Raw genomic sequence first — 19,417 nt, 5'->3', positions numbered from 1 at the left:
CGATTATAGTCGAACATCATCTCAATATCTCTTGAAACGTTGAGATCAATCCGACACCATCCATGCCATGAACTTCCTGTTTCTCTGCACCGGCAACTCCTGCCGCTCGATCCTGAGCGAAGCCGTGTTCAACCATCTCGCCCCGCACGGCTTCAAGGCCATCAGCGCCGGCAGCCAGCCGACCGGCCGGCTCAACCCGGATGCGCTCGACCTGCTGCGCCGTCATGGCATCGCGGTCGACGGCTATGCCAGCAAATCCTGGCACGACCTGCCGCTCACGCCGGACGTGGTGGTGACGGTATGCGGCAATGCCGCCGGAGAGACCTGCCCGGCCTACCTGGGCGACGTGGTGCGCACGCATTGGGGACTGAGCGACCCGAGCGAGGTTCAGGGAACGCCCGCGGAAATCGCGGCAGCCTTCGAGGCGACCTACGCGATCGTGCTGGCCCGCATCGGGGCACTGTTCGCGTTGCCGCTGGCCGAACTGGCGGGCGACCGCGCCGCGCTAAAGGCAGCGCTGGACCGCATCGGCGCATGCTGACCGCCTCGCTCATCTTCGTTGCCACGCTGGCGCTGGTGATCTGGCAGCCGCGCGGCCTGGGCATCGGCTGGAGCGCGGCCGGCGGCGCCGTCGCCGCCCTGCTCTTCGGCGTGGTCCAGCTGTCCGACATCCCGGTGGTCTGGGACATCGTCTGGAACGCCACCGGCGCCTTTGTCGCGGTAATCGTCATCAGCCTGCTGCTCGATCGGGCCGGCTTCTTCGAGTGGGCCGCGCTGCATGTGGCGCGCTGGGGGAAAGGCGACGGCCGGCGCCTGTTCGTCCTGCTGGTGCTGCTCGGCGCAGCGGTCGCCGCGCTGTTCGCCAACGACGGCGCGGCGCTGATCCTGACCCCGATCGTGATCGCCATGCTGGCCGCGCTGCGCTTTCCGCCGCGCGCGACGCTGGCCTTCGTGATGGCGGCCGGCTTCGTCGCCGACACCGCCAGCCTGCCGCTGGTTGTGTCGAACCTGGTCAATATCGTCTCGGCCGACTACTTCGGCATCGGCTTCGCGCGCTACGCGGCCGTCATGGTCCCGGTCAACATGGTCTCGGTTGCGGCGACCCTGGCCATCCTCTACCTGTTCTTCCGCAAGGACATCCCGCGCCACTACGACCTCGCCCAGCTGCGCATGCCAGCCGATGCGATCCACGACCGCGCGACCTTCGCCGCCGGCTGGTGGGTGCTGGCGCTGCTGCTGGCCGGCTTCTTCTGGCTGGACGATGCCGGCGTGCCGATCAGCGCCGTCGCGGCCGGCGGCGCCATCATCCTGCTGGTCGTCGCCGCGCGCGGCCACCACATTCCGACGCGCGCCGTGCTGCGCGGCGCGCCGTGGCAGGTCGTGGTGTTCTCGCTCGGGATGTACCTGGTGGTGTACGGCCTGCGCAACGCGGGCCTGACCGATGGCCTGAGCACCCTGCTCGAGCGCTGCGCCGCCTATGGCGTCTGGGGCGCGGCGCTGGGCACCGGCTTCATCGCAGCGATCCTGTCGTCCATCATGAACAATATGCCGACGGTGCTGGTCGGCGCGCTGGCGATCGACGCCACCGCCACGCAAGGTGCGGTGCGCGAGGCGATGATCTATGCGAACGTGATCGGCAGCGACCTGGGACCGAAGATCACGCCGATCGGCAGCCTCGCCACCCTGCTCTGGCTGCACGTGCTGGCGGCCAAGGGCATCCGCATCTCGTGGGGCTACTATTTCCGCGTCGGCCTGGTGCTGACCTTGCCGATCCTGCTGCTCACGCTGTGCGCGCTCGCGCTGCGCCTGGGTTGAACCTTTTTCGAGAACGACCATGGACCAGATTCCCGACCTTCCCAATCTTGACCCGGCGCGCCTCGACCTGCCGGCCGCCGAACGGCTCGCTCCCGCGGACGGCATCGACCATCCGCCGCGCATCCTGATGCTGTACGGCTCGCTGCGCGAACGCGCGTTCAGCCGCCTGCTGACCGAAGAGGCGGCGCGCATCCTGCGCCACTTCGGCGCCGAAGTGAAAGTCTTCGATCCCACCGGGCTGCCGATGGTTGGCAGCGTGCCGGAGTCCCATCCGAAGGTGGCCGAACTGCGCGAACTGTGCATCTGGTCCGAAGGCCAGGTGTGGTGCAGCCCGGAGCGCCACGGCACCGTGACGTCGGTGTTCAAGAACCAGATCGACTGGATACCGCTGGAGCAGGGTTCGGTGCGGCCCAGCCAGGGCAAGACGCTGGCCGTGATGCAGGTCTGCGGCGGCTCGCAGTCGTTCAATGTAGTCAATGCCCTGCGCCTGCTGGGCCGCTGGATGCGCATGTTCACGATTCCGAACCAGTCGTCGGTGCCGATGGCCTACAAGGAATTCGGTGACGACGACCGCATGCGTCCATCCGCCTACTACGAGCGCGTGGTCGACGTCATGGAGGAACTGGTCAAGATCACGCTCCTGATGCGCGGCAGCAGCGCCTACCTGACGGACCGCTACAGCGAACGCAGCGAGCGCGCGAACCGGGCGATCGACCGCCAGATCGCGCAGCTGTAAGGTGCTGCGCGCGCCTCAGCGAGGCGTCACACCCGACTGACCGGGGTCAGGCCGCGGCCTGTTCTCCGGACTTTGGCGCAAAACGCAGGATCAGGCAGGCGATCGCCGCCGACACCAGCGATCCAAGCAGGATGCCGATCTTGGCTTCCTCGACGAATTCGGGATGTCCCGGGAAGGCCAGCCCGCTGATGAACAGGCTCATGGTGAAGCCGATCCCGCACAGCATGGCCATCGCATAGATCTGCAGCCAGCTGGCGCCGGCCGGCTTGGCTGCCAGCCCGGTCTTCACCGCGATCAGGACGCCGCCGAACACCCCCAACTGCTTGCCCAGGAACAGGCCCGCCGCGATGCCCAGCGGGAGCGGCGCCAGGACGCTCGACAGCGACAGCCCGGCGAACGAGACGCCGGCGTTCACGAAGCCGAACAGCGGCACGATCAGGAAGCCCACCCATGGCGCCAGCGCATGCTCGAGCCGGTGCAGCGGAGAATCGGGCGAATCCGACGCATCCTGCTCGCCGGTGGAAGGGATATATGGAATCAGGAAAGCGCCAACGACGCCGGCGATGGTGGCGTGCACGCCGGACAGCAGGGTCGCATACCACAGCAGGGCCAGGCCGATCAGGTAAGGCCACAGCGACATCACCCGCAGCCGGTTCAACACGACCAGGCCGGCGACGATGGCGCCGGCCGCCGCCAGCGCGCCGCCATCGATGCTCGACGTATAAAAGATGGCGATGATCACGACCGCGCCCATGTCGTCGAGGATGGCGATTGCCACCAGCAGCAGCTTGAGCGACAGCGGCGCATGGCGCCCGAGCAGGGCCAGCGCGCCCATGGCGAAGGCGATGTCGGTCGCCGACGGGATCGCCCAGCCATTGGCCAGCAGCGGGTCGCTGCGAGTCAGCACCGTATAGATCACGGCCGGCACCGCCATGCCCATCAAGGCTGGCAGTGCCGGCAGGCGGCGCGCCTTCCAGGTGGCCAGGCGCCCGTCGACCAGCTCGCGCCGGATCTCCAGGCCCACCAGCAGGAAGAACAGGGCCATCAGGCCGTCGTTGATCCACAGGTGTGGCGTCATCGGACCCAGCTTGTCGCTCAGTATGGGGCCGGTGGGCAGGTGCAGCAGGTGGTGGTAACTGCCGGCGAGCGGGCTGTTGGCCACCAGCAGCGCGGCGACGGCGGCGAACATCAGCAGGATGCCGCCGGCGGATTCGCTGGCGAGGAAGCGCTGGAAGGCGGACAGTTGGGAACGGGGCGCGTTGACGCTCATGAGGGCTTCTCCTTGTACGGAAAACGAAGTTTTTGTCGTTCTCCGTATTCGGGGACAGCCCCGGGCGCACGCAGCACACGCCATACCCCGATTGTACCGAATCGGGCGGCGCGCTTCAACCGCCGCGCAGCGCCTACAGCTCAACGACGCGCTGGTTGCCAATACGGCCCGCCTCGGCCGCCTCGAGCGATTCCGCCGTGCAGATCTCGATGGCGTCCGGACCGAGCGGACGCGCATACACGCGGTGCCCGGCGATGTCGCCGTCGAAATCGAGACGCCTGGAGTACAGGCCAGGCTGGTCGGATGCCATCTCGCCCGTATGTGCGGACGGCGATGTCGTATGGCGTAGATGGAATACCTTGTCGCGCTGCGGACCGAGTTCGCCCCAGCGTCCATACGGCGCCCCCTGGACCAGGCCCGGCCTGAAGCGCTGAAGCTGGATCCGCCCCACGAAATGGGCGAACGGCGCCTCGCCACCGGCATCGGGCGCGCTGCGGTTGATCACCTTGATCACGCCCCCATCGGACAGGTCCAGCAGGCCAAGCGCCACGCCGGTCTTTCCGGTCGGTGCGTACGGCCGGTCCGGATGTGGCGCCAGCGGCGCATGGCCGATCAGTTCCGGCGCGCCGGCGCCGAACAGGCGTTCCATCCACGAGCTGGTGACTTCATGCAGCTGCGCCGTGATGCCGGCGTCGTCGCCGCCATCGCCGAGGCTGAAATATGCCTGGACCAGGGCCGAACGACTGGCATTGCCCGCCAACAGGACGTGGATGGTGCGCGGCGCCCGGTCGCCGAAGGCGTGGTGCATCGCGGTGCAGAAGTTGAGCACACCCTGCCCGATGCGCTTTCTCAGGTAGCCCAGCAAGGCCTCCTCGGGGATGGTGAACTCGCAGCTGGTCTTCTCGCCCTGGCGATTGAGCAGGGTCAGCTTCTCGATACCGCTCGAGTTGTCGTAGGCGCCGGTTTCCCAGATGGCGCGCAGCCTGCCGATCAGCATCAGGGTATTGGTGGCCGCGGCCTGGGTACGGTCCAGGAACAGTTCGCTGCCTTCGAAATCCTCGGCATCGAGCGGCCTGGAAAACGCGATCTGGCGCTCGCGGCACTGGTCCAGGTTTTCGCGAAACACCAGATAGGCCATGTTCTCGAGCAGGTTCTCGCCACCCAGGAAGCGGTCGCCGGCAGCGCCGAAATGTTCGAGCACGGCCTCGTAGCCTTCGTCCTCCTGCTCGGCGTCCGGCAAGCGGTACAGGCCAAAGTCGAAGTCCGAGGTGCCGCCGCCGAAATCGAAGACGGCATAGGCGACGCCCTCGACGCTGGGCGCGATCCCCAGGGTGCCGAGCGCGCAGGCCGCGTAGGCGGCCGGTTCGCTGGCGCACTCCTTGACCGAGAACTCGGCGAAGCGCGGCGAGTCGACCAGCGTGGCCGGCAGGCTGCGCTGCAGGCCGCGCTTGAACGAGGCGAGGATCTTGTCCTTCACATCGCGCGGATAGGCCACCGGGAAGGTCATGTAGTAGCGCAGGTGGATGCCGCGCTTGCGCCAGTTGATGATCATGCCCAGGTGCCAGGCATACAGCTCGACAGGATCAAAGTCGTCGCCGGGGCCGACTTCGAGCGCAGCGCCGCGTACCGGTGCGCGCAGGCCCAGCGGCGCCAGCTCGTGTTCGCGGCCCTTGCGGTCGGTGATGCGTCCGCGCGAGTCGGAGGCTTCGCGCAAGGCCCATTGCTTGATCTTGGGCAGGATGCTGCTGACGACGTCAGGATCGCTTTCATTGGCGCGCAGGCTGTTGAGCGCCTCGTGCGAGCTGCGCACATCGTCCCAATTCAGCGGCGGCCGGTAGGCGACATCGTTCCAGGTGGAGAGCGCCGCATCGAGGTCGACGATCTCCAGCACGGTCGGGTTTTCGTAATGCGCAGGCAGCGGCGCCTGCAGGTAGTCCTGCACGCCGATCCGCAGCAGCTTCTTGCTGCCGTCTTCCTCGCAGGCGACCACGGTGCTGCTGGTGCCGAAATCGATGGCCACGTGATGGTCGCGGATGTCCAGCGCGGGGTCGCGCGGGCGAACGTCCAGCGTTTCAAGCAGGTCGGGCGCGGCGCCGTGCAACTCCCATAGGCCCTTGTTACGATCGGTCAGGGCCAGGGTGTCCAGTTTTGGCAGGCGTACCGGGCGCCAGTCGATCTCGGCGCACAACGCTTTCGAGGCCACCGCGACAATGACAGGCCCCCAAATATCGGGCGTGGATGGTTTATTGGCCTGCTTGATGCTTACTACGTTCTTCAGCATGAAGTCCAGGACCGACACGTGGCTGGCGTTCCAGTCGGTAACAGCATAAAAGACACCCGCCCCGTCCTGGCCGCGATGCCAGTACCCCTCGTCAACATCGGTCCGTTCCGAGTCGCTAAAGATGTGGCAATTGTCTTTTAGGCGGTAAGCCTGGCCGTTGCGCAGCGGGTTTCTCGGATGCTTGGCGAAACGCTCCAGTTCGTCAAAGGTAGGCAGCCGCCACGGGTCGCCAACGTTGTCGATCGCCTCGCGTGCGGCGCGCAGGCTGACTGCGAAAGTCCCATCAGTCAACCACAGCAGGCCGGTTTCGTCTTCTGTCCGCTGGAACAGATACCTCTCGCCCTTCGCGAGTTTCATCTCCCATAGGTCGTTCTGCTCCAGCATGACCCAGAACCGGGACAGCGCGTCCTGGACCGCGCTACGAAACGGACTACCCAACAAAAATTCGATGCTCATTCTTCGTCCTATACGGTGTACACCAGCGTCTTCTTGCGCAGCTGCCCCGCCGCATTCTTCAGGCCCGGCAGCCACGACTGACGCACAGCCTGGCCGGCCGCGTTGCCGCGTTCGTGGATGCCGAAATCGAAGCCATCGCCCGCCGTGGCCGGCACAGTAATGGCCTGGCGTCCTTCCCACAGCAGGTTATGAATGCGCACGCATTCCTCGACGATCGCGGTTTCATCCGGCGTAGCCGCGCGCTGCGCGTGCTTGCAGCGCTGGGCCAGTACATCCCACAGCGCCTCGATCCGGTCCCAATGCGAGGCATTGGCGATCAGGCGGGTGAGGCCCGATCCATCGGCCGCCAGCGGAGCGGCGAGCCAGGCCAGGCACAGGGCTTCGTCGCGCTCGACCAGCGCGTGCAGGCGCAATGGTCCGGACAAGGCCGTGCGCAGCGGATCGGGAGCGATGGCCGCTGGCACTGGCACTGGCACTGGCGCTGGCGCCGGCACGGGGTCGGCCGACGCCACGGCCATGTCAACCGGTTCGAGCCCAGGCTGGCGGGCGATCTCGGCGATCAGGGACCGTAGATCCGGATCGTGGCGCAGCAACAGCAGCAGATCCGACCAGCCAAGTTTGTCAGCAGGCCACGCGCCTTCCCGCAGGCGCTCGATGCGCCGTTTCTGCTCAACATTCAGCTGCATCACGCCTCCTCGAGCAGGTCGCGCATATCCGGCCGAACTTCCCAGTTCACCCCAAGGTCGCGCGCCAGCGCCAGCACCCTCAGGCGCAGCGCCTGCGGCTGGTGCAGGAACTGGCGGCGCAGGGTCGCCAGCGCGGCGCCGCCCGGTTCCATGAAGGGCGAAGGCACGACCGGCATCTCGCCGCTGCGCAGCACATGCGCCATGTCGGACGGGCTGAATTTTTCCCAGAAGTGGCGGAAGAACAGCGGCATGAAGCGCACCGCCGCCTCGGCCGGCACCGGATCCTGGCTGGCCAGGCGCGCGCGCAAGGCCGCGAGCTCCTCGCGCTGGGCCACTTGCATCTGCTCGGAGCGGCTCAACGCAACCGCGTGCAGGTCGGCCAGCTCGCGCGTCTCGCGCCGCGCGGCGTCGAGCGCGGCCCGCAGCGCCGTCAGCTCGTTCTCATGGCGAGGGCCTTGCGCGCCAGCATCGTCAAGGCAGGGCAGCAGGTTCTCGACACACCACTGCGCCTGTGCTGGCGCACCGGGCACTTCTACCCGTTCCGCCAGCAGTCCCAGGCGCCAGGTATCCACGCGGCCAAGGCCGGCCTCGAGCGCCGCGGTGCACAAGCGGACCGCGTGGGCGCGTGCACGCGCGGCGTCGTCCACCAGCAGGCTCAGGCGCGCAGAGGCGATGCTGGCGCGGTCGTGCAATTCATCGCGGATCGCCTCGACCTGGCGTTCGGCGCGTTCGTCGAGCGTCGCGACCAGCGCGCCCTCGAGCGGCATCGGACGCCAGCGCCCGTCCTCGCGGCGATAGCAGCTCAAGTGTTCGGGCGTGATGACGAGGGCAAGCGTGTGCATGGCGTTCATGCCTGTTCGGGGCGCTGGATGCGGTCGACCACGGCGTCGAGGTCGGCGCGCAATTGCGGGCCCGTCTTGCCCGGCTCGAGCTGCTGGCCGGTTCGCAGCAGGATGTCTTCCACGCTGCGCCCGTCCGTGGTGCCAAGCTTGCCGTCCACGTACTCGACGACCGAGACGATGTCGTGGGTCGTACGCAGCAGGCCCGCCAGGCGCTCGGCGTTGAAGTAGTCGGGATTGAGCGCCGCCAGCAACGGCAGGCCGACCAGGGCGCCGTTGGGCAAGTCGAGTTTCTCTTCCATGGCCCGCACGGCCATTGCCAGGCCGGCCGAGGTCTTTTCTTCGAGTGTGAAGCGTTCGGACAATTCGGGCTTGAGCTCGACGGCGCGGATGCGCGCCACGTATTCGTCCCAGCTATCGAAGTTCTCTGGGCGAATGCCATCCTCGGCGCCCTGCAGGGTGCGGTTACCCATGTCCTCCACCGTTTCCTGCGGTGTGAACGCCCCGAAAATACGCGCGACAGCGGAAACGATATTGCTCAGGACGCCCCAGTTTTCGGTATTCCCAAGAACGGTGGCGATGCGCGGCAGCGCTGTCGAGAGCATGCCGCTGACCGAAGAAACGATCGAAGAAGCGAACGAAGAAACGAATGCGATCGCTGCGCTGAAGAATGCCATGGTTGTCCTTTCAAAAGACGTTGTTCAATGTTTTATCTTTCCACCACTTACTGAATTGCTTGAATGGCGTCTCGAGCGCACGCAGCAAATCCAGGTCGAGCGATCCTTCCAGCAACCAGGCGACGAAGGCGCCGACGGCGGCGTTGGCGTCGGAATCGGCCACGATCGCGTAGTCGTCGAAGAACTGCGCGCACAGTGCCTCGCCCAGCTGGGCCCTGGAAAGCCGCGGCTCCCATTCCAGGACAAGGCTGCGCCCCAGTTGGCCAGCGCGCTGCAACAGCAAGGTCCGGTCCTTCATCGTCCTGCCGTGGACAACCTGGCGCTGGTGCACCTGGTCGTGCAGCAGGCGCAGGCCCACCGCCCACAGTGGCGCGCCCGAACGCTGAAAGCGCATCAGCTCGGCGCCATCGGCGAACACCGCGGCTCGCGCCTGGTACGGATACAGCCAGTCCCGGCTCTCCCACACCTGATGGCTACCGCGTTCGCGCAGCTCGGCGTCTCCGATGACTGCCCCGTTGGTGTCGGCGTTGCGCTCGATCCTGGTCAGCACAGGCGCGTGCCAGCCGCCGCCATACACCACCGCCTCTCCCGGTTGCAGGGACGGCAGGTGGTTCTTCTGTCCCTCGTCCAGGCACATCGCGTCGCCGATGGCGTTGCGATCGTCCGCCGAGAACAGGCGATGCACGATCTTGATATTGGTGTTCTTGATGACGTCGTCCACCAGCTTGCGCGGAATCTGGTCGGCGATGATCAGGCCTTCGCCGTACTTGCGCACCTCGGCCAGCAGGTTGCAGAACATGTCGACGCCCAGTTTCTTGCTGCCCTCGCCCGGTTCGGGCCGCGACAGCAGGCGGTGCGCCTCCTCGATCAGGGTCAGGTGGCGGAACCGCGGCGCGTCGGCATGGCGCTGCCTGATGCATTCGGCCAGGCGGCTGACGATCAGCCCCATGAACAGGGCCTTGTCGCCCTCGTCCTTGATCTCGTCGAGCTCGATCACGACCTTGCGGTCGAGCAGGCGCCCGAAGTCCAGCGACGCCCGGCAGTTGAGCATGCGGCCCTTGGTGCCCTGGGTCAGGTTGCTCAGGCGCGCCACCAGCGAGCCGCGGTATTTTTGCCGGAACTCCTCGCCCATCTCCTTGGATTGGATGATGTCATCGAGCTCGGCGATCATGTCGGCGAAGTTCGGCCAGGCGCCGCTGTGCGGTGCGAACGGATCGTCGACCAGGTAATTGCTGCCGGTGTGGATGTCCCAGCCCTTGCGCCGGTAGGCCTGGATGATCGCCTCCTCGACGATATAGGGCATGGCCGCTTCCATCGGATAGACGGCGTTCAGCGTGTTCTTGAGCACGTCGATGTGGCTCGACAGGCTGCTGCGCCGCGACACCAGCTCGAAGGGATTGAGACGGAATGGCGTCAGGTCCTCGCGGCCCAGCGTGTAGTACTCGATGTCCGTGGCCATGCCGTGCAGCTCGCGGTATTCGGTCTTGGCCGGCTCGATCACCAGGAACGGCAGGCCCGACTCGAGCAGCATCTTCATGCAGGTAGTGGTCTTGCCCGAACCGGTGACGCCGGTGATGAACACGTGTTTCGCCAGTTCTTCCTGTTGCAGCACCACCGGCTGGAACGGCAGCACGCGGCCGTGCTGGATCACCGCGCCGAGGCGGATGCCGTCCTGCGTCGCGGGCGGCAGGTTCAGTCCGAAATCGACGCTCTTGCGAATCCGGATGCCGGGCACCTCGCGGCCCGGGAAACCCATTAGCAGCGACAATTCATTGCCGTTGAGCCAGGTCGCCCCCTGCAGGCGGCCGGTATGCGCATTCACCGGCAGCGAATGCACGAGGGTGTCGGCAGCCGCCCCCTTCACCGTTGACGCGTGGTCGTGCACCGCCAGCAGGTCGGCCAGGCTGCGCATCCTGCCCTGCTCGACCGCCTGCAGGCGCAGCGGCGTCATGCTGGCCTTGTTGCCCTGGAAGATGGACAACAAGGTATGACCCAGGCGCTGGTAGACGGCCGGCGTGCGTGCGCAAGCATACATGGCGGTCCGGAACATGCCCTTGGCGTAACCCTGGCGGAAGCGCGGCAACTGGACCTCGTCCAGGAACGTCAGCATCTCCCCGGCCCGCTTATCGATCCGTTCGGTCGACACCGTCTCGCCGCCGCCGCTGTTGCTGCCTTTGGTCTCCGATTCGCTGGTGCCCTTCGATATACCGCTATTCTTTCCTTCCGAATCGCTTTTCGTGGTGGAATTGGAGTTGCCGCCGTTGCGGCTATTGCCCGAGGAGCTACCTTCCGATTGGTTGTATCCCTCGTTCAGCGTAGTCGACGTTCCTTTCGTGGACGAGGTATTGCTGCCTTTGCTGACGCCCTCGCTGCTGCCGGTGGTCACCGATTTCTGGCTGCCGTGGTTGCGCGAGCGCTGCAGCGAGAACTTGGCGTGCGCCGACACATCGCTGGCCAGCGCCTGGATGCCGTCGATGACGGCCACGATGTCGGCGCTGCTGCCCGGGGTGGCGACGATGGCCAGGGTCCAGTCCTCGCCAGCGAGGCTGTCGATCAGGCGCTCCACGCCCTGCATTTCTTCGTCGCCGGAACGCGCATCGCCTTCGTGGCGGGATGGTACGCCGCATATCAGGCCGACGTGCTCGAGATGGGAGAGCACGCTCGCGTGTTCCGCATCGTCGAGGCTCACCGCGGCCAGCTCGGCTCCCAGGAAGTTCCCACTGAACGACTGCTTCAGCAGCTTGCCGGCGCCGGTGGCCGCCGCTGCCGGCGCAGCCACGCCCAGGTACAGCCGCACGCCCCGCTCACTACTGCTCAAGAGATAGACCAGGGCTGCATCGGTATGGTTCAGGCAGGCGATCACATTGCCCATCGCGAGGCGGTGGACCTCGGACTTCTCCTCGATGATCTGGCTGACGTGGAAGAATCTGTACTGCAGGCCGGCGTCGGCCATGCCGACCGGCAGCGGCGGCATGGCGGGCGCATGCCAGCTCGCCGGCGTACCGGTCGAGCGCATGGCATGCAGGTAGTCGTCCAGCTCTGACAAGTCGGCGTCGATGGGGCGATTCATGTGATCCTCGTTCCGGTCGGTTCAGGCCAGTGCGGCCTTCGCTTCGAGCACCATGGCCAGGGCCCGCTCGACGTCCACGCCGGACATCAGGATATTGACGATTTCCTCGCGCTCGGATTCGGTGAGCGGCGCGTAGGCGGGGCGATTATCCGTGAAGTGCTTGTAGCGGATTTCGAGCGCCTTCTCCCTGCTGATGGGACGCAGCGGCGTCGCCGCCACGATCGCCTCGCCGACGTAGGCGTCCAGTACCGGCTGCACCTCGTCCCAGTTGAATTCGGCGACCTCGCGCATTTCGCGCTCCCAGTCGCCGGGATAGGCCAGGCCGGGGATGCGCTTGCCGCGGTTCACGGCAAGGCAAGCCAGGTTTGGATAGCCATGGGCCTTGCAAAAAGCCTCGACGAACAGCAGCTTCATGCCGATACCGATCGGCACCGCGCGGTCGACCTCCGCGTCTTCCGGAAAGCGCGCGCGCGCCTGGTCCAGCAGGTCGCCGTAGAAGACGGTCTGGCCGGGCTTTTCGCGCGCATGGGCTACCAGCACGGCGAACAGCGCGGTGCCGACGCGGATATCGTTGACGGTGAATGGACGTGGAAGAACGGTGGACGCTTTGATCATCAAAATCCTTGTGTGTTGAAGACGGTGTAGATGATAGCGACGGGAGCGACAATTCATGTCGCAAAGAAAGACGAAGCTCGACGCATGGCCAATCGACGCCAGGAAAGCTTGTCAATCGTTCAGCTCATCTACCAAAAATAACTTTCCCTTCAGAAATATCTAGAAGAGAATAGCCGTTGGATGATGAACAAGCAAGTTGGCTTGAGGAAATTACAACCGAGTGTGGCGGAAAGTGGACCGACAATGCAGGACGCTTGTCAGAATAAAAAAAGCCACCTTGCGGTGGCTTTTTTCATGATACTTGGCGGAGAGGGTGGGATTCGAACCCACGGTACGGTCGCCCGTACGCCTGATTTCGAGTCAGGTACATTCGACCACTCTGCCACCTCTCCGGCTTTGGTCGATCCTTGCAGTGGCCTGCAAGAGACCGCCATTATAGACGCATTCCCGAAAAATGGAAGGGAAAATTGCACCGAAGTGACATCCCTCCCTCGGAAAGCGATCAGGCAGCCGGCGCCAGACGCTCCAGCCCGCCCATATACGGACGCAGCACTTCCGGCACGATCACGCTGCCGTCGGCCTGCTGGTAGTTCTCCAGCACCGCCACCAGGGTGCGGCCCACAGCCAGGCCCGAGCCGTTCAGGGTGTGCACCAGTTCCGGCTTGCCGGCCGCATTGCGGAAGCGCGCCTGCATGCGGCGCGCCTGGAAAGCTTCGCAGTTCGACAGCGACGAGATCTCGCGGTAGGTGTTCTGCGCCGGCAGCCACACCTCGAGGTCATAGGTCTTGGCGGCGGAAAAGCCCATGTCGCCGGTGCACAGCTGCATCACGCGGTATGGCAGGCCGAGCGAAGTCAGGATGAATTCGGCCTGGCCCACCATCTCTTCCAGCGCCGCGTACGACTGCTCCGGATGCACCACCTGGACCAGCTCGACCTTGTCGAACTGGTGCTGGCGGATCATGCCGCGGGTGTCGCGGCCATAGCTGCCGGCTTCGGAACGGAAGCACGGGGTATGCGCGGTCATCTTGATCGGCAGTTCGTCCAGCGCGACGATCTCGTCGCGCACCACATTGGTCAGCGAAACTTCCGAGGTCGGGATCAGGTAGAAGTTCTCGCCCTCGCCTTCGGCGCCGCCCTTCTTGACCGAGAACAGGTCGGCTTCGAACTTCGGCAGCTGGCCGGTGCCGCGCAGCGAATCGGCGTTGACCAGGTACGGGGTGTAGCACTCGGTATAGCCGTGCTGGCCGGTGTGGGTGTCGAGCATGAACTGCGCCAGCGCGCGGTGCAGGCGCGCCATGCCGCCCTTCATCATCGAGAAGCGCGAGCCGGTGACCTTGGTCGCGGTCTCGAAGTCCAGGCCCAGGCGTTCGCCGATGTCGACGTGGTCGCGCACCTCGAAGTCGAACGCGGCTGGCGTACCGACCTTGCGCACTTCGACGTTGGCGCTTTCGCCCTTGCCTTCAGGCGTACTCTCGTGCGGCAGGTTGGGCAGTGCGGCGATAAAGCTCGTCAGTTTGGCCTGGACCTCGGCCAGCGCCACTTCGTTGGCCTTGAGCTCGTCGCCCAGTCCGGCGACTTCAGCCATCACGGCCGTCGTGTCTTCGCCTTTGCCCTTCAGCATGCCGATCTGCTTCGACAGCGAATTGCGCTTGCCTTGCAGTTCTTCGGTGCGCGTCTGGTTCGCCTTGCGTTCGGCCTCCAGCGCATTGAAACTGGCCACATCGAGCTGGTACTTGCGGGTCGCCAGGCGGGCGGCGACGTTGTCGATGTCTTTGCGGAGAAGTTGGATGTCAATCATGTCTGGTTGGACTGGGCTGTATATCGAAAACACAATTGTACCAAGCCGACCGACATTATTTGCGAGATTCGGCAACCTTGCTGCCGGGGCCTCGTCAAGCTCCCCCTAAAACCGGCTTGCGCCGGTTTTAGCGGACTGCCAGGCGCGGTGCGCTGACGATCACGGTCTGGATGCTGGCCATGTCGATGGCCGGGACGGTCGATGCGGCGATCTCGATCGGACGCTCGTTGGCGGTAGCGAAACTGGCGACCAGGCCCAGGGCGGCGACGGCGAGGAACAGGGCTTCGAAGTTTTTACGGATGTTCATGATGGCTCCTTCAGGGGTTAGGGTGATTCGCGAATTGCTTTGCGATGGTGGTACTTTAGCCACCAGCCCCCTGGATCGCCATCGACTTGCGACGAAGCGCATGAAACGCGGCGCAGAATGCATCAACGCGGGATCAAGCGCGCAATGCCGGCGTGTTGCGCGCCGTTGAAGGAAGAAGTGAAGGAAGAAGGACTGGCGCCGGGCCCGCCGGCGCCATGCGCATGCCTACGAACCGTCTCCATTAGCGCGTGCCTCGTCGTCGAGACTGCGCAGCCACGCCAGCTTCTCGGCGATTTTACTCTCGATCCCGCGCGGTACCGGCTGGTACCAGCCGGGCTCGGGCATCCCATCCGGCAGATAGGTTTCGCCGGCCGCATACGCGTTCGGCTCGTCGTGCGCATAACGGTATTCGTGGCCGTAGCCCAGCTCTTTCATGAGCTTGGTCGGCGCATTGCGCAGGTGGACCGGCACCTCGCGCGACTTGTCCTTGCGCACGAAGGCCATCGCCGCATTGAAGGCGTTGTAGCCGGCATTGCTCTTGGACGCGATCGCCAGGTAGATCACGGCCTGGCCCAGCGCCAGCTCTCCCTCGGGCGAACCGAGCCGCTCATAGGTCGCGGCGGCGTCGTTGGCCAGCTGGATCGCGCGCGGGTCGGCGATGCCGATGTCTTCCCACGCCATGCGCACGATGCGGCGCGACAGGTACTTGGCGTCGGCGCCGCCGTCGAGCATGCGGCACAGCCAGTACAGGGCGGCATCGGGGTGCGAGCCGCGCACCGATTTATGCAAGGCCGAGATCTGGTCATAGAAATTGTCGCCGCCCTTGTCGAAGCGGCGCGCATTGAGCGTCAGCGCGTTCTCGACGAACTCCGCGGTGATGCGATTGGTCGCGGCGGTATTGGCCGAGGTGCTGGTCTGCTCGAGCAGGTTCAGGAAGCGGCGCGCGTCGCCGTCGGCATAGCCAATCAAGGTGTCGATCGCCAGCTCGTCGAATTCCAGGTGCTGCAGCGCTTCCTTGCGGGCGCGTTCCAGCAACTGGCGCATCTCGACATCGCTCAATGCCTTGAGCACGTACACCTGCGAGCGCGACAGCAGCGCCGAATTGACTTCGAACGACGGGTTCTCGGTGGTGGCGCCGATCAGGGTCACCAGGCCGCTCTCGACGAACGGTAGCAAGGCGTCCTGCTGCGATTTGTTGAAGCGGTGAATCTCGTCGATGAACAGGATCGTGTGCTTGCCCCGCGCCAGGTACTGCTCGGCCTGCTCGATCGACGCGCGGATATCCTTGACGCCAGATAGCACCGCCGACAGCGCGATGAACTCGCAGTCGAAGGCGTACGCGGTCAGGCGCGCCAAGGTGGTCTTGCCCACGCCCGGCGGGCCCCACAGGATCATCGAATGCGGCTTGCCGGATTTGAAGACCAGGTTCAGCGGCTTGCCGGGGCCCAGCAGGTGGCTCTGGCCGACTACCTCATCGATGGTGCGCGGACGCAGGGCTTCGGCCAGCGGCGCGGCCGGCGCGGTCTTGAACAGGTCATCCGTGGACATGAATGCGGAAAGGCGAATGGTTGTGCATGGGCGTAGTGTAGCCGATGCACGACGGGGCCGCGCGGCGCGCGCGCCCCGTTGATGACTTACTGGTTCACGACGTCGGCGCCCTGCGGCACCGTGAACTTGAACTGCTGCGCACCCAGTTGCGGGTTGCGCTGGAAGTTGGTGAAGGTCAGACGCGAGGTCTGGCCGAAGGTATCCTTCAATTCCATCGCCATCGGCACGCCATCCTTCAAGCCGATGCTGATCTGCTCGAACGAGGTGTCCTTGGCCTTCGGCGTGGCGTTCAGCCATTCCATGCCGTCCCGCGCGCCGGCTTCGCTCAGCGTGAAGTTCTCTTCCAGCTTGTTGCTGCCGAACAGGATCGCGGCCGGCGAGCTGCCCAGCGCATTACCCAGCTTGCGGGTGGTGACCTGGTTCAGGTCCTTGTCGTAGATGTACAGGGTTTCGCCGTCGGCCTGCAGCACCTGTTCATAGGGCTTCTGGTAGGTCCAGATGAACTTGCCGGGACGGGCGAACACGAAGCTGCCGCTCGAGGCTGGCGTGGCCTTGCCGCTCTTCGATTTGCCCAGTTGCTGTTGGGTGAATTCGCCCTTGGCGGACTGGGTCGAGGCGACGAAGGACTTGAACTGGTCGAGGGCGGCGGCGCTCGCCATGCCCGGAAAAGCGAAGGCACTCGCGGCCACCAGCGCGGCAAAACTGAATTTGGTCATTGCTTGCATCCAGGGTTCCTTTATTGTTATTCGGCGCTTGCAGTCGGCACCAGGATGTCGCGGTTGCCGTTCGATTGCATCGGCGACACCATGCCGTTCTGCTCCATTTGCTCGATCAGGCGGGCGGCCCGGTTGTAGCCGATGCGCAGGTGACGCTGCACCAGCGAGATCGAGGCCTTGCGGTTCTTGAGCACGACCTGTACCGCCTGGTCGTACATGGCGTCGGATTCACCGCCGCCCTCGCCCGCCACCGCACCGTCGGCGCCACCTTCATCCAGGGTGCCGCCTTCGAGGATGCCCTCAATATAATTGGGCGCGCCCTGCTCTTGCAGATGTTTTACAACTCGATGCACTTCCTCGTCCGACACGAAGGCGCCGTGGACCCGCACCGGCAGGCCCGTGCCGGGCGGCATGTACAGCATGTCACCCATGCCCAGCAGGGTCTCGGCGCCCATCTGGTCGAGAATCGTGCGCGAGTCGATTTTCGAAGAAACCTGGAACGCGATACGGGTCGGGATATTGGCCTTGATCAGGCCGGTAATCACGTCGACCGACGGCCGCTGGGTAGCGAGAATCAGGTGAATCCCGGCCGCGCGCGCCTTCTGGGCGATACGTGCGATCAGCTCTTCCACCTTCTTGCCGACGACCATCATCAGGTCGGCCAATTCGTCGATGATGATCACGATGGTCGGCAGTTTTTCCAGCGGCTCGGGCGCGTCCGGCGTGATCGAGAACGGGTTCGGGATGTGTTCCTCGCGCTTGGCAGCCTCGAGGATCTTGCCGTTGTAGCCGGCCAGGTTGCGCACGCCCAATTTACTCATGAGCTTGTAGCGGCGCTCCATCTCGTTGACCGCCCAGTTCAGCGCATGGCCGGCCTGGCGCATATCGGTCACGACCGGCGCCAGCAGGTGCGGAATCCCTTCGTAGACCGACATCTCCAGCATCTTCGGGTCGATCAGGATCAGGCGCACGTCGGCCGGGTCGGATTTGTACAGCAGCGACAGGATGGTGGCATTGATGCCGACCGATTTACCCGAGCCGGTGGTACCCGCCACCAGCAGGTGCGGCATCTTGGCCAGGTCGGCCACCACCGGCTTGCCGGCGATGTCCTTGCCCAGCGCCACGGTCAGGCTGGACGGGCTGTCGCCATACACCTTGGAACCGACGATCTCGGTCAGGCGCACGATCTGCCGCTTCGGATTCGGCAACTCCAGCGCCATATAGTTCTTGCCGGGGATGGTCTCGACCACGCGGATTGAGGTCAGCGACAGCGAACGCGCCAGGTCGCGCGCCAGGTTGACGATCTGGCTGCCCTTGACGCCGGTGGCCGGCTCGATTTCGTAGCGGGTGACGACCGGGCCCGGATAGGCGGCCACGACCTTGGCTTCGACGCCGAAGTCGGACAGCTTCTTCTCGATCAGGCGGCTGGTGAATTCCAGCGTCTCGATGGACACCGTCTCCTGGGCGGCCGGCGCATCGTCCAGCAGGCCCAGCGGCGGCAGGCCGGAATCGCCATTCAAATCCTGGAACAGCGGCGACTGGCGCTCCTTCTCGGCGCGCTCTGACTTTGGCACGCTGACCATCTGCGGCTCGATCTTGATCGTAGGCGCCACCGCCTGGGCCGACGGCAAGGACGCCGACGATGTGGCGGCGGCCTTTGGCGCCGGCGCCGGCGCCGGCTGCGCCAACTCGAGCGACGGCTCGGCTTTCACCACCGGGATCGGCTTGTCCGCATGCTTTTCGGTGAACTTGGCGCGCTCGTGGACCACCACTTCGTCGCGCTTGACGGCGGCGGCCTCGCCATGGCGGCGGTCCTCGATGTCTTCCATGCGCAGGCGGAACCAGTCGAAGCTGCCATCGACCACGGCGCCGATGCGCTCGGCCACGGCCAGCCACGACACCTGGAAGAACAGCGAGAAGCCCAGGAAGAACAGCAGCAGTAGCAGCAAGGTCGCGCCGGTCGAGCCGAAAGTAACGTGGCTCGCATGGCCGATCAACTGGCCCAGCACCCCGCCCGGGGCGCGCGGCAGCTCGACGTCCCACGACCACATACGCAGGTATTCCAGGCCGACGCTGCCGGCGAACATGAGGGCAAAACCGATCCAGCGCACGTACATCTCGCCGTGGTGCGGCTCCTCCACCTTGGTGCCGAGCTTGTCGGTGAGGCGGCGCCAGCCGCGCCAGACCTGGCGCAGGAAGATCACGCCCCACCACCAGGCCGAGAAACCGAAGATGAACAGCAGCAGGTCGGACAGCCAGGCGCCGGCGCGTCCGCCCAGGTTGGCGATGCGCGGCACGACGTTGGCGTGCGACCAGCCGGGATCGAGCTTGCTGTAGCTGAGCAGGATCAGGACGAAATACAGGAAGGCGACGGCGCCGGCGATCCAGCGCGCCTCGGACAGCAGGCGCGCGAGGCGGCCCGGCAGCGGACGACGGGCGGCGGCGCTGGCCTGGGTGCGGGTGTATCCGGAGGTGCTGGCTTGGCTATTCTTGCTCATTACAGGTACTGCGGAAGTAAGTACTATCGACGATCCTTTCATTCTAAGCGATATACGGCCGCGTTGCCCCTACGATTCATGCACATCTGCATCATCGACTATAAT

At 65.2% G+C, this 19,417-nt stretch carries 15 protein-coding genes and 1 tRNA gene; 3 read left to right on the top strand and 13 right to left on the bottom strand.

Annotated elements, in window-relative coordinates; all coding sequences use genetic code 11:
* Positions 1–67 precede the first annotated feature (67 nt).
* From SOM28_RS07585 to arsH, 3 genes are read left to right on the top strand one after another with little or no spacing between them, the layout of a single operon-like run.
* A complete protein-coding gene (locus tag SOM28_RS07585) occupies positions 68–541 on the top strand; it encodes an arsenate reductase ArsC (protein ID WP_123068854.1) in 474 nt (157 codons plus the stop codon).
* Positions 535–1,815, top strand: coding sequence for an arsenic transporter (locus SOM28_RS07580; RefSeq protein WP_320467727.1), 1,281 nt, complete (start codon positions 535–537; stop codon positions 1,813–1,815). The genes SOM28_RS07585 and SOM28_RS07580 overlap by 7 nt, the downstream gene beginning before the upstream one ends.
* A gap of 19 nt (positions 1,816–1,834) precedes the next feature.
* Positions 1,835–2,551, top strand: coding sequence for an arsenical resistance protein ArsH (gene arsH / locus SOM28_RS07575; RefSeq protein ID WP_320467726.1), 717 nt, complete (start codon positions 1,835–1,837; stop codon positions 2,549–2,551).
* A gap of 46 nt (positions 2,552–2,597) precedes the next feature.
* Here the strand turns inward: arsH and nhaA are convergent, their stop codons facing one another.
* The 13 genes from nhaA to SOM28_RS07510 form a co-directional block, all read right to left on the bottom strand.
* Complete coding sequence (nhaA, locus tag SOM28_RS07570) at positions 2,598–3,821, bottom strand: Na+/H+ antiporter NhaA (protein WP_320467725.1); 1,224 nt, start codon at positions 3,819–3,821, stop codon at positions 2,598–2,600.
* Between the two features lie 133 nt (positions 3,822–3,954).
* Positions 3,955–6,558: a hypothetical protein gene (locus tag SOM28_RS07565; RefSeq protein ID WP_320467724.1), complete on the bottom strand. Its 2,604-nt coding sequence runs from the start codon at positions 6,556–6,558 to the stop codon at positions 3,955–3,957.
* 8 nt (positions 6,559–6,566) lie between these two features.
* Positions 6,567–7,244 (bottom strand): hypothetical protein, encoded by a 678-nt coding sequence (locus SOM28_RS07560; protein WP_320467723.1) that lies wholly within the window; start codon positions 7,242–7,244, stop codon positions 6,567–6,569.
* The gene (locus tag SOM28_RS07555; RefSeq protein WP_320467722.1) at positions 7,244–8,095 is read right to left on the bottom strand and encodes a hypothetical protein; all 852 of its coding nucleotides are present in this window, start codon (positions 8,093–8,095) and stop codon (positions 7,244–7,246) included. The genes SOM28_RS07560 and SOM28_RS07555 overlap by 1 nt, the downstream gene beginning before the upstream one ends.
* Complete coding sequence (locus SOM28_RS07550; protein WP_320467721.1) at positions 8,092–8,760, bottom strand: hypothetical protein; 669 nt, start codon at positions 8,758–8,760, stop codon at positions 8,092–8,094. Before SOM28_RS07550 ends, SOM28_RS07555 begins: the two co-directional genes overlap by 4 nt.
* Before the next feature lie 10 nt (positions 8,761–8,770).
* Positions 8,771–11,830, bottom strand: a complete 3,060-nt coding sequence (locus tag SOM28_RS07545) for an ATP-binding protein (RefSeq protein ID WP_123068846.1) — start codon at positions 11,828–11,830, stop codon at positions 8,771–8,773.
* Between the two features lie 21 nt (positions 11,831–11,851).
* Positions 11,852–12,445 carry a hypothetical protein gene (locus tag SOM28_RS07540; RefSeq protein WP_123068845.1) on the bottom strand — a complete coding sequence of 198 codons (594 nt, stop codon included), beginning with the start codon at positions 12,443–12,445 and terminating at the stop codon, positions 11,852–11,854.
* A gap of 302 nt (positions 12,446–12,747) precedes the next feature.
* A tRNA-Ser gene (locus tag SOM28_RS07535) sits at positions 12,748–12,837 on the bottom strand.
* Between the two features lie 110 nt (positions 12,838–12,947).
* Complete coding sequence (gene serS, locus SOM28_RS07530) at positions 12,948–14,243, bottom strand: serine--tRNA ligase (RefSeq protein WP_320467720.1); 1,296 nt, start codon at positions 14,241–14,243, stop codon at positions 12,948–12,950.
* Positions 14,244–14,370: 127 nt separating this feature from the next.
* Complete coding sequence (locus tag SOM28_RS07525; RefSeq protein ID WP_123068843.1) at positions 14,371–14,550, bottom strand: hypothetical protein; 180 nt, start codon at positions 14,548–14,550, stop codon at positions 14,371–14,373.
* 225 nt (positions 14,551–14,775) lie between these two features.
* Complete coding sequence (locus SOM28_RS07520) at positions 14,776–16,098, bottom strand: replication-associated recombination protein A (RefSeq protein ID WP_123068842.1); 1,323 nt, start codon at positions 16,096–16,098, stop codon at positions 14,776–14,778.
* Positions 16,099–16,184: 86 nt separating this feature from the next.
* Positions 16,185–16,823: an outer membrane lipoprotein chaperone LolA gene (gene lolA / locus SOM28_RS07515; protein WP_123068841.1), complete on the bottom strand. Its 639-nt coding sequence runs from the start codon at positions 16,821–16,823 to the stop codon at positions 16,185–16,187.
* 17 nt (positions 16,824–16,840) lie between these two features.
* Positions 16,841–19,312, bottom strand: coding sequence for a DNA translocase FtsK (locus SOM28_RS07510; protein WP_320467719.1), 2,472 nt, complete (start codon positions 19,310–19,312; stop codon positions 16,841–16,843).
* Between the last annotated feature and the right edge of the window lie 105 nt (positions 19,313–19,417).

This window comes from Massilia sp. CFBP9026, assembly GCF_034045165.1.
Lineage (GTDB): Bacteria > Pseudomonadota > Gammaproteobacteria > Burkholderiales > Burkholderiaceae_D > Telluria > Telluria arenae.
Note: the sequence above shows the minus strand (reverse complement) of the source record. Positions and strands in the feature narration are given on the sequence as shown.

What these genes read in the sequence shown, in the direction of transcription:
- SOM28_RS07585 (WP_123068854.1), top strand. Translation starts at nt 68, where the DNA reads ATGAACTTCCTGTTTCTCTGCACCGGCAACTCCTGCCGCTCGATCCTG.
- SOM28_RS07580 (WP_320467727.1), top strand. Translation starts at nt 535, where the DNA reads ATGCTGACCGCCTCGCTCATCTTCGTTGCCACGCTGGCGCTGGTGATC.
- arsH (WP_320467726.1), top strand. Translation starts at nt 1,835, where the DNA reads ATGGACCAGATTCCCGACCTTCCCAATCTTGACCCGGCGCGCCTCGAC.
- nhaA (WP_320467725.1), bottom strand. Translation starts at nt 3,821, where the DNA reads ATGAGCGTCAACGCGCCCCGTTCCCAACTGTCCGCCTTCCAGCGCTTC.
- SOM28_RS07565 (WP_320467724.1), bottom strand. Translation starts at nt 6,558, where the DNA reads ATGAGCATCGAATTTTTGTTGGGTAGTCCGTTTCGTAGCGCGGTCCAG.
- SOM28_RS07560 (WP_320467723.1), bottom strand. Translation starts at nt 7,244, where the DNA reads ATGCAGCTGAATGTTGAGCAGAAACGGCGCATCGAGCGCCTGCGGGAA.
- SOM28_RS07555 (WP_320467722.1), bottom strand. Translation starts at nt 8,095, where the DNA reads ATGAACGCCATGCACACGCTTGCCCTCGTCATCACGCCCGAACACTTG.
- SOM28_RS07550 (WP_320467721.1), bottom strand. Translation starts at nt 8,760, where the DNA reads ATGGCATTCTTCAGCGCAGCGATCGCATTCGTTTCTTCGTTCGCTTCT.
- SOM28_RS07545 (WP_123068846.1), bottom strand. Translation starts at nt 11,830, where the DNA reads ATGAATCGCCCCATCGACGCCGACTTGTCAGAGCTGGACGACTACCTG.
- SOM28_RS07540 (WP_123068845.1), bottom strand. Translation starts at nt 12,445, where the DNA reads ATGATCAAAGCGTCCACCGTTCTTCCACGTCCATTCACCGTCAACGAT.
- serS (WP_320467720.1), bottom strand. Translation starts at nt 14,243, where the DNA reads ATGATTGACATCCAACTTCTCCGCAAAGACATCGACAACGTCGCCGCC.
- SOM28_RS07525 (WP_123068843.1), bottom strand. Translation starts at nt 14,550, where the DNA reads ATGAACATCCGTAAAAACTTCGAAGCCCTGTTCCTCGCCGTCGCCGCC.
- SOM28_RS07520 (WP_123068842.1), bottom strand. Translation starts at nt 16,098, where the DNA reads ATGTCCACGGATGACCTGTTCAAGACCGCGCCGGCCGCGCCGCTGGCC.
- lolA (WP_123068841.1), bottom strand. Translation starts at nt 16,823, where the DNA reads ATGCAAGCAATGACCAAATTCAGTTTTGCCGCGCTGGTGGCCGCGAGT.
- SOM28_RS07510 (WP_320467719.1), bottom strand. Translation starts at nt 19,312, where the DNA reads ATGAGCAAGAATAGCCAAGCCAGCACCTCCGGATACACCCGCACCCAG.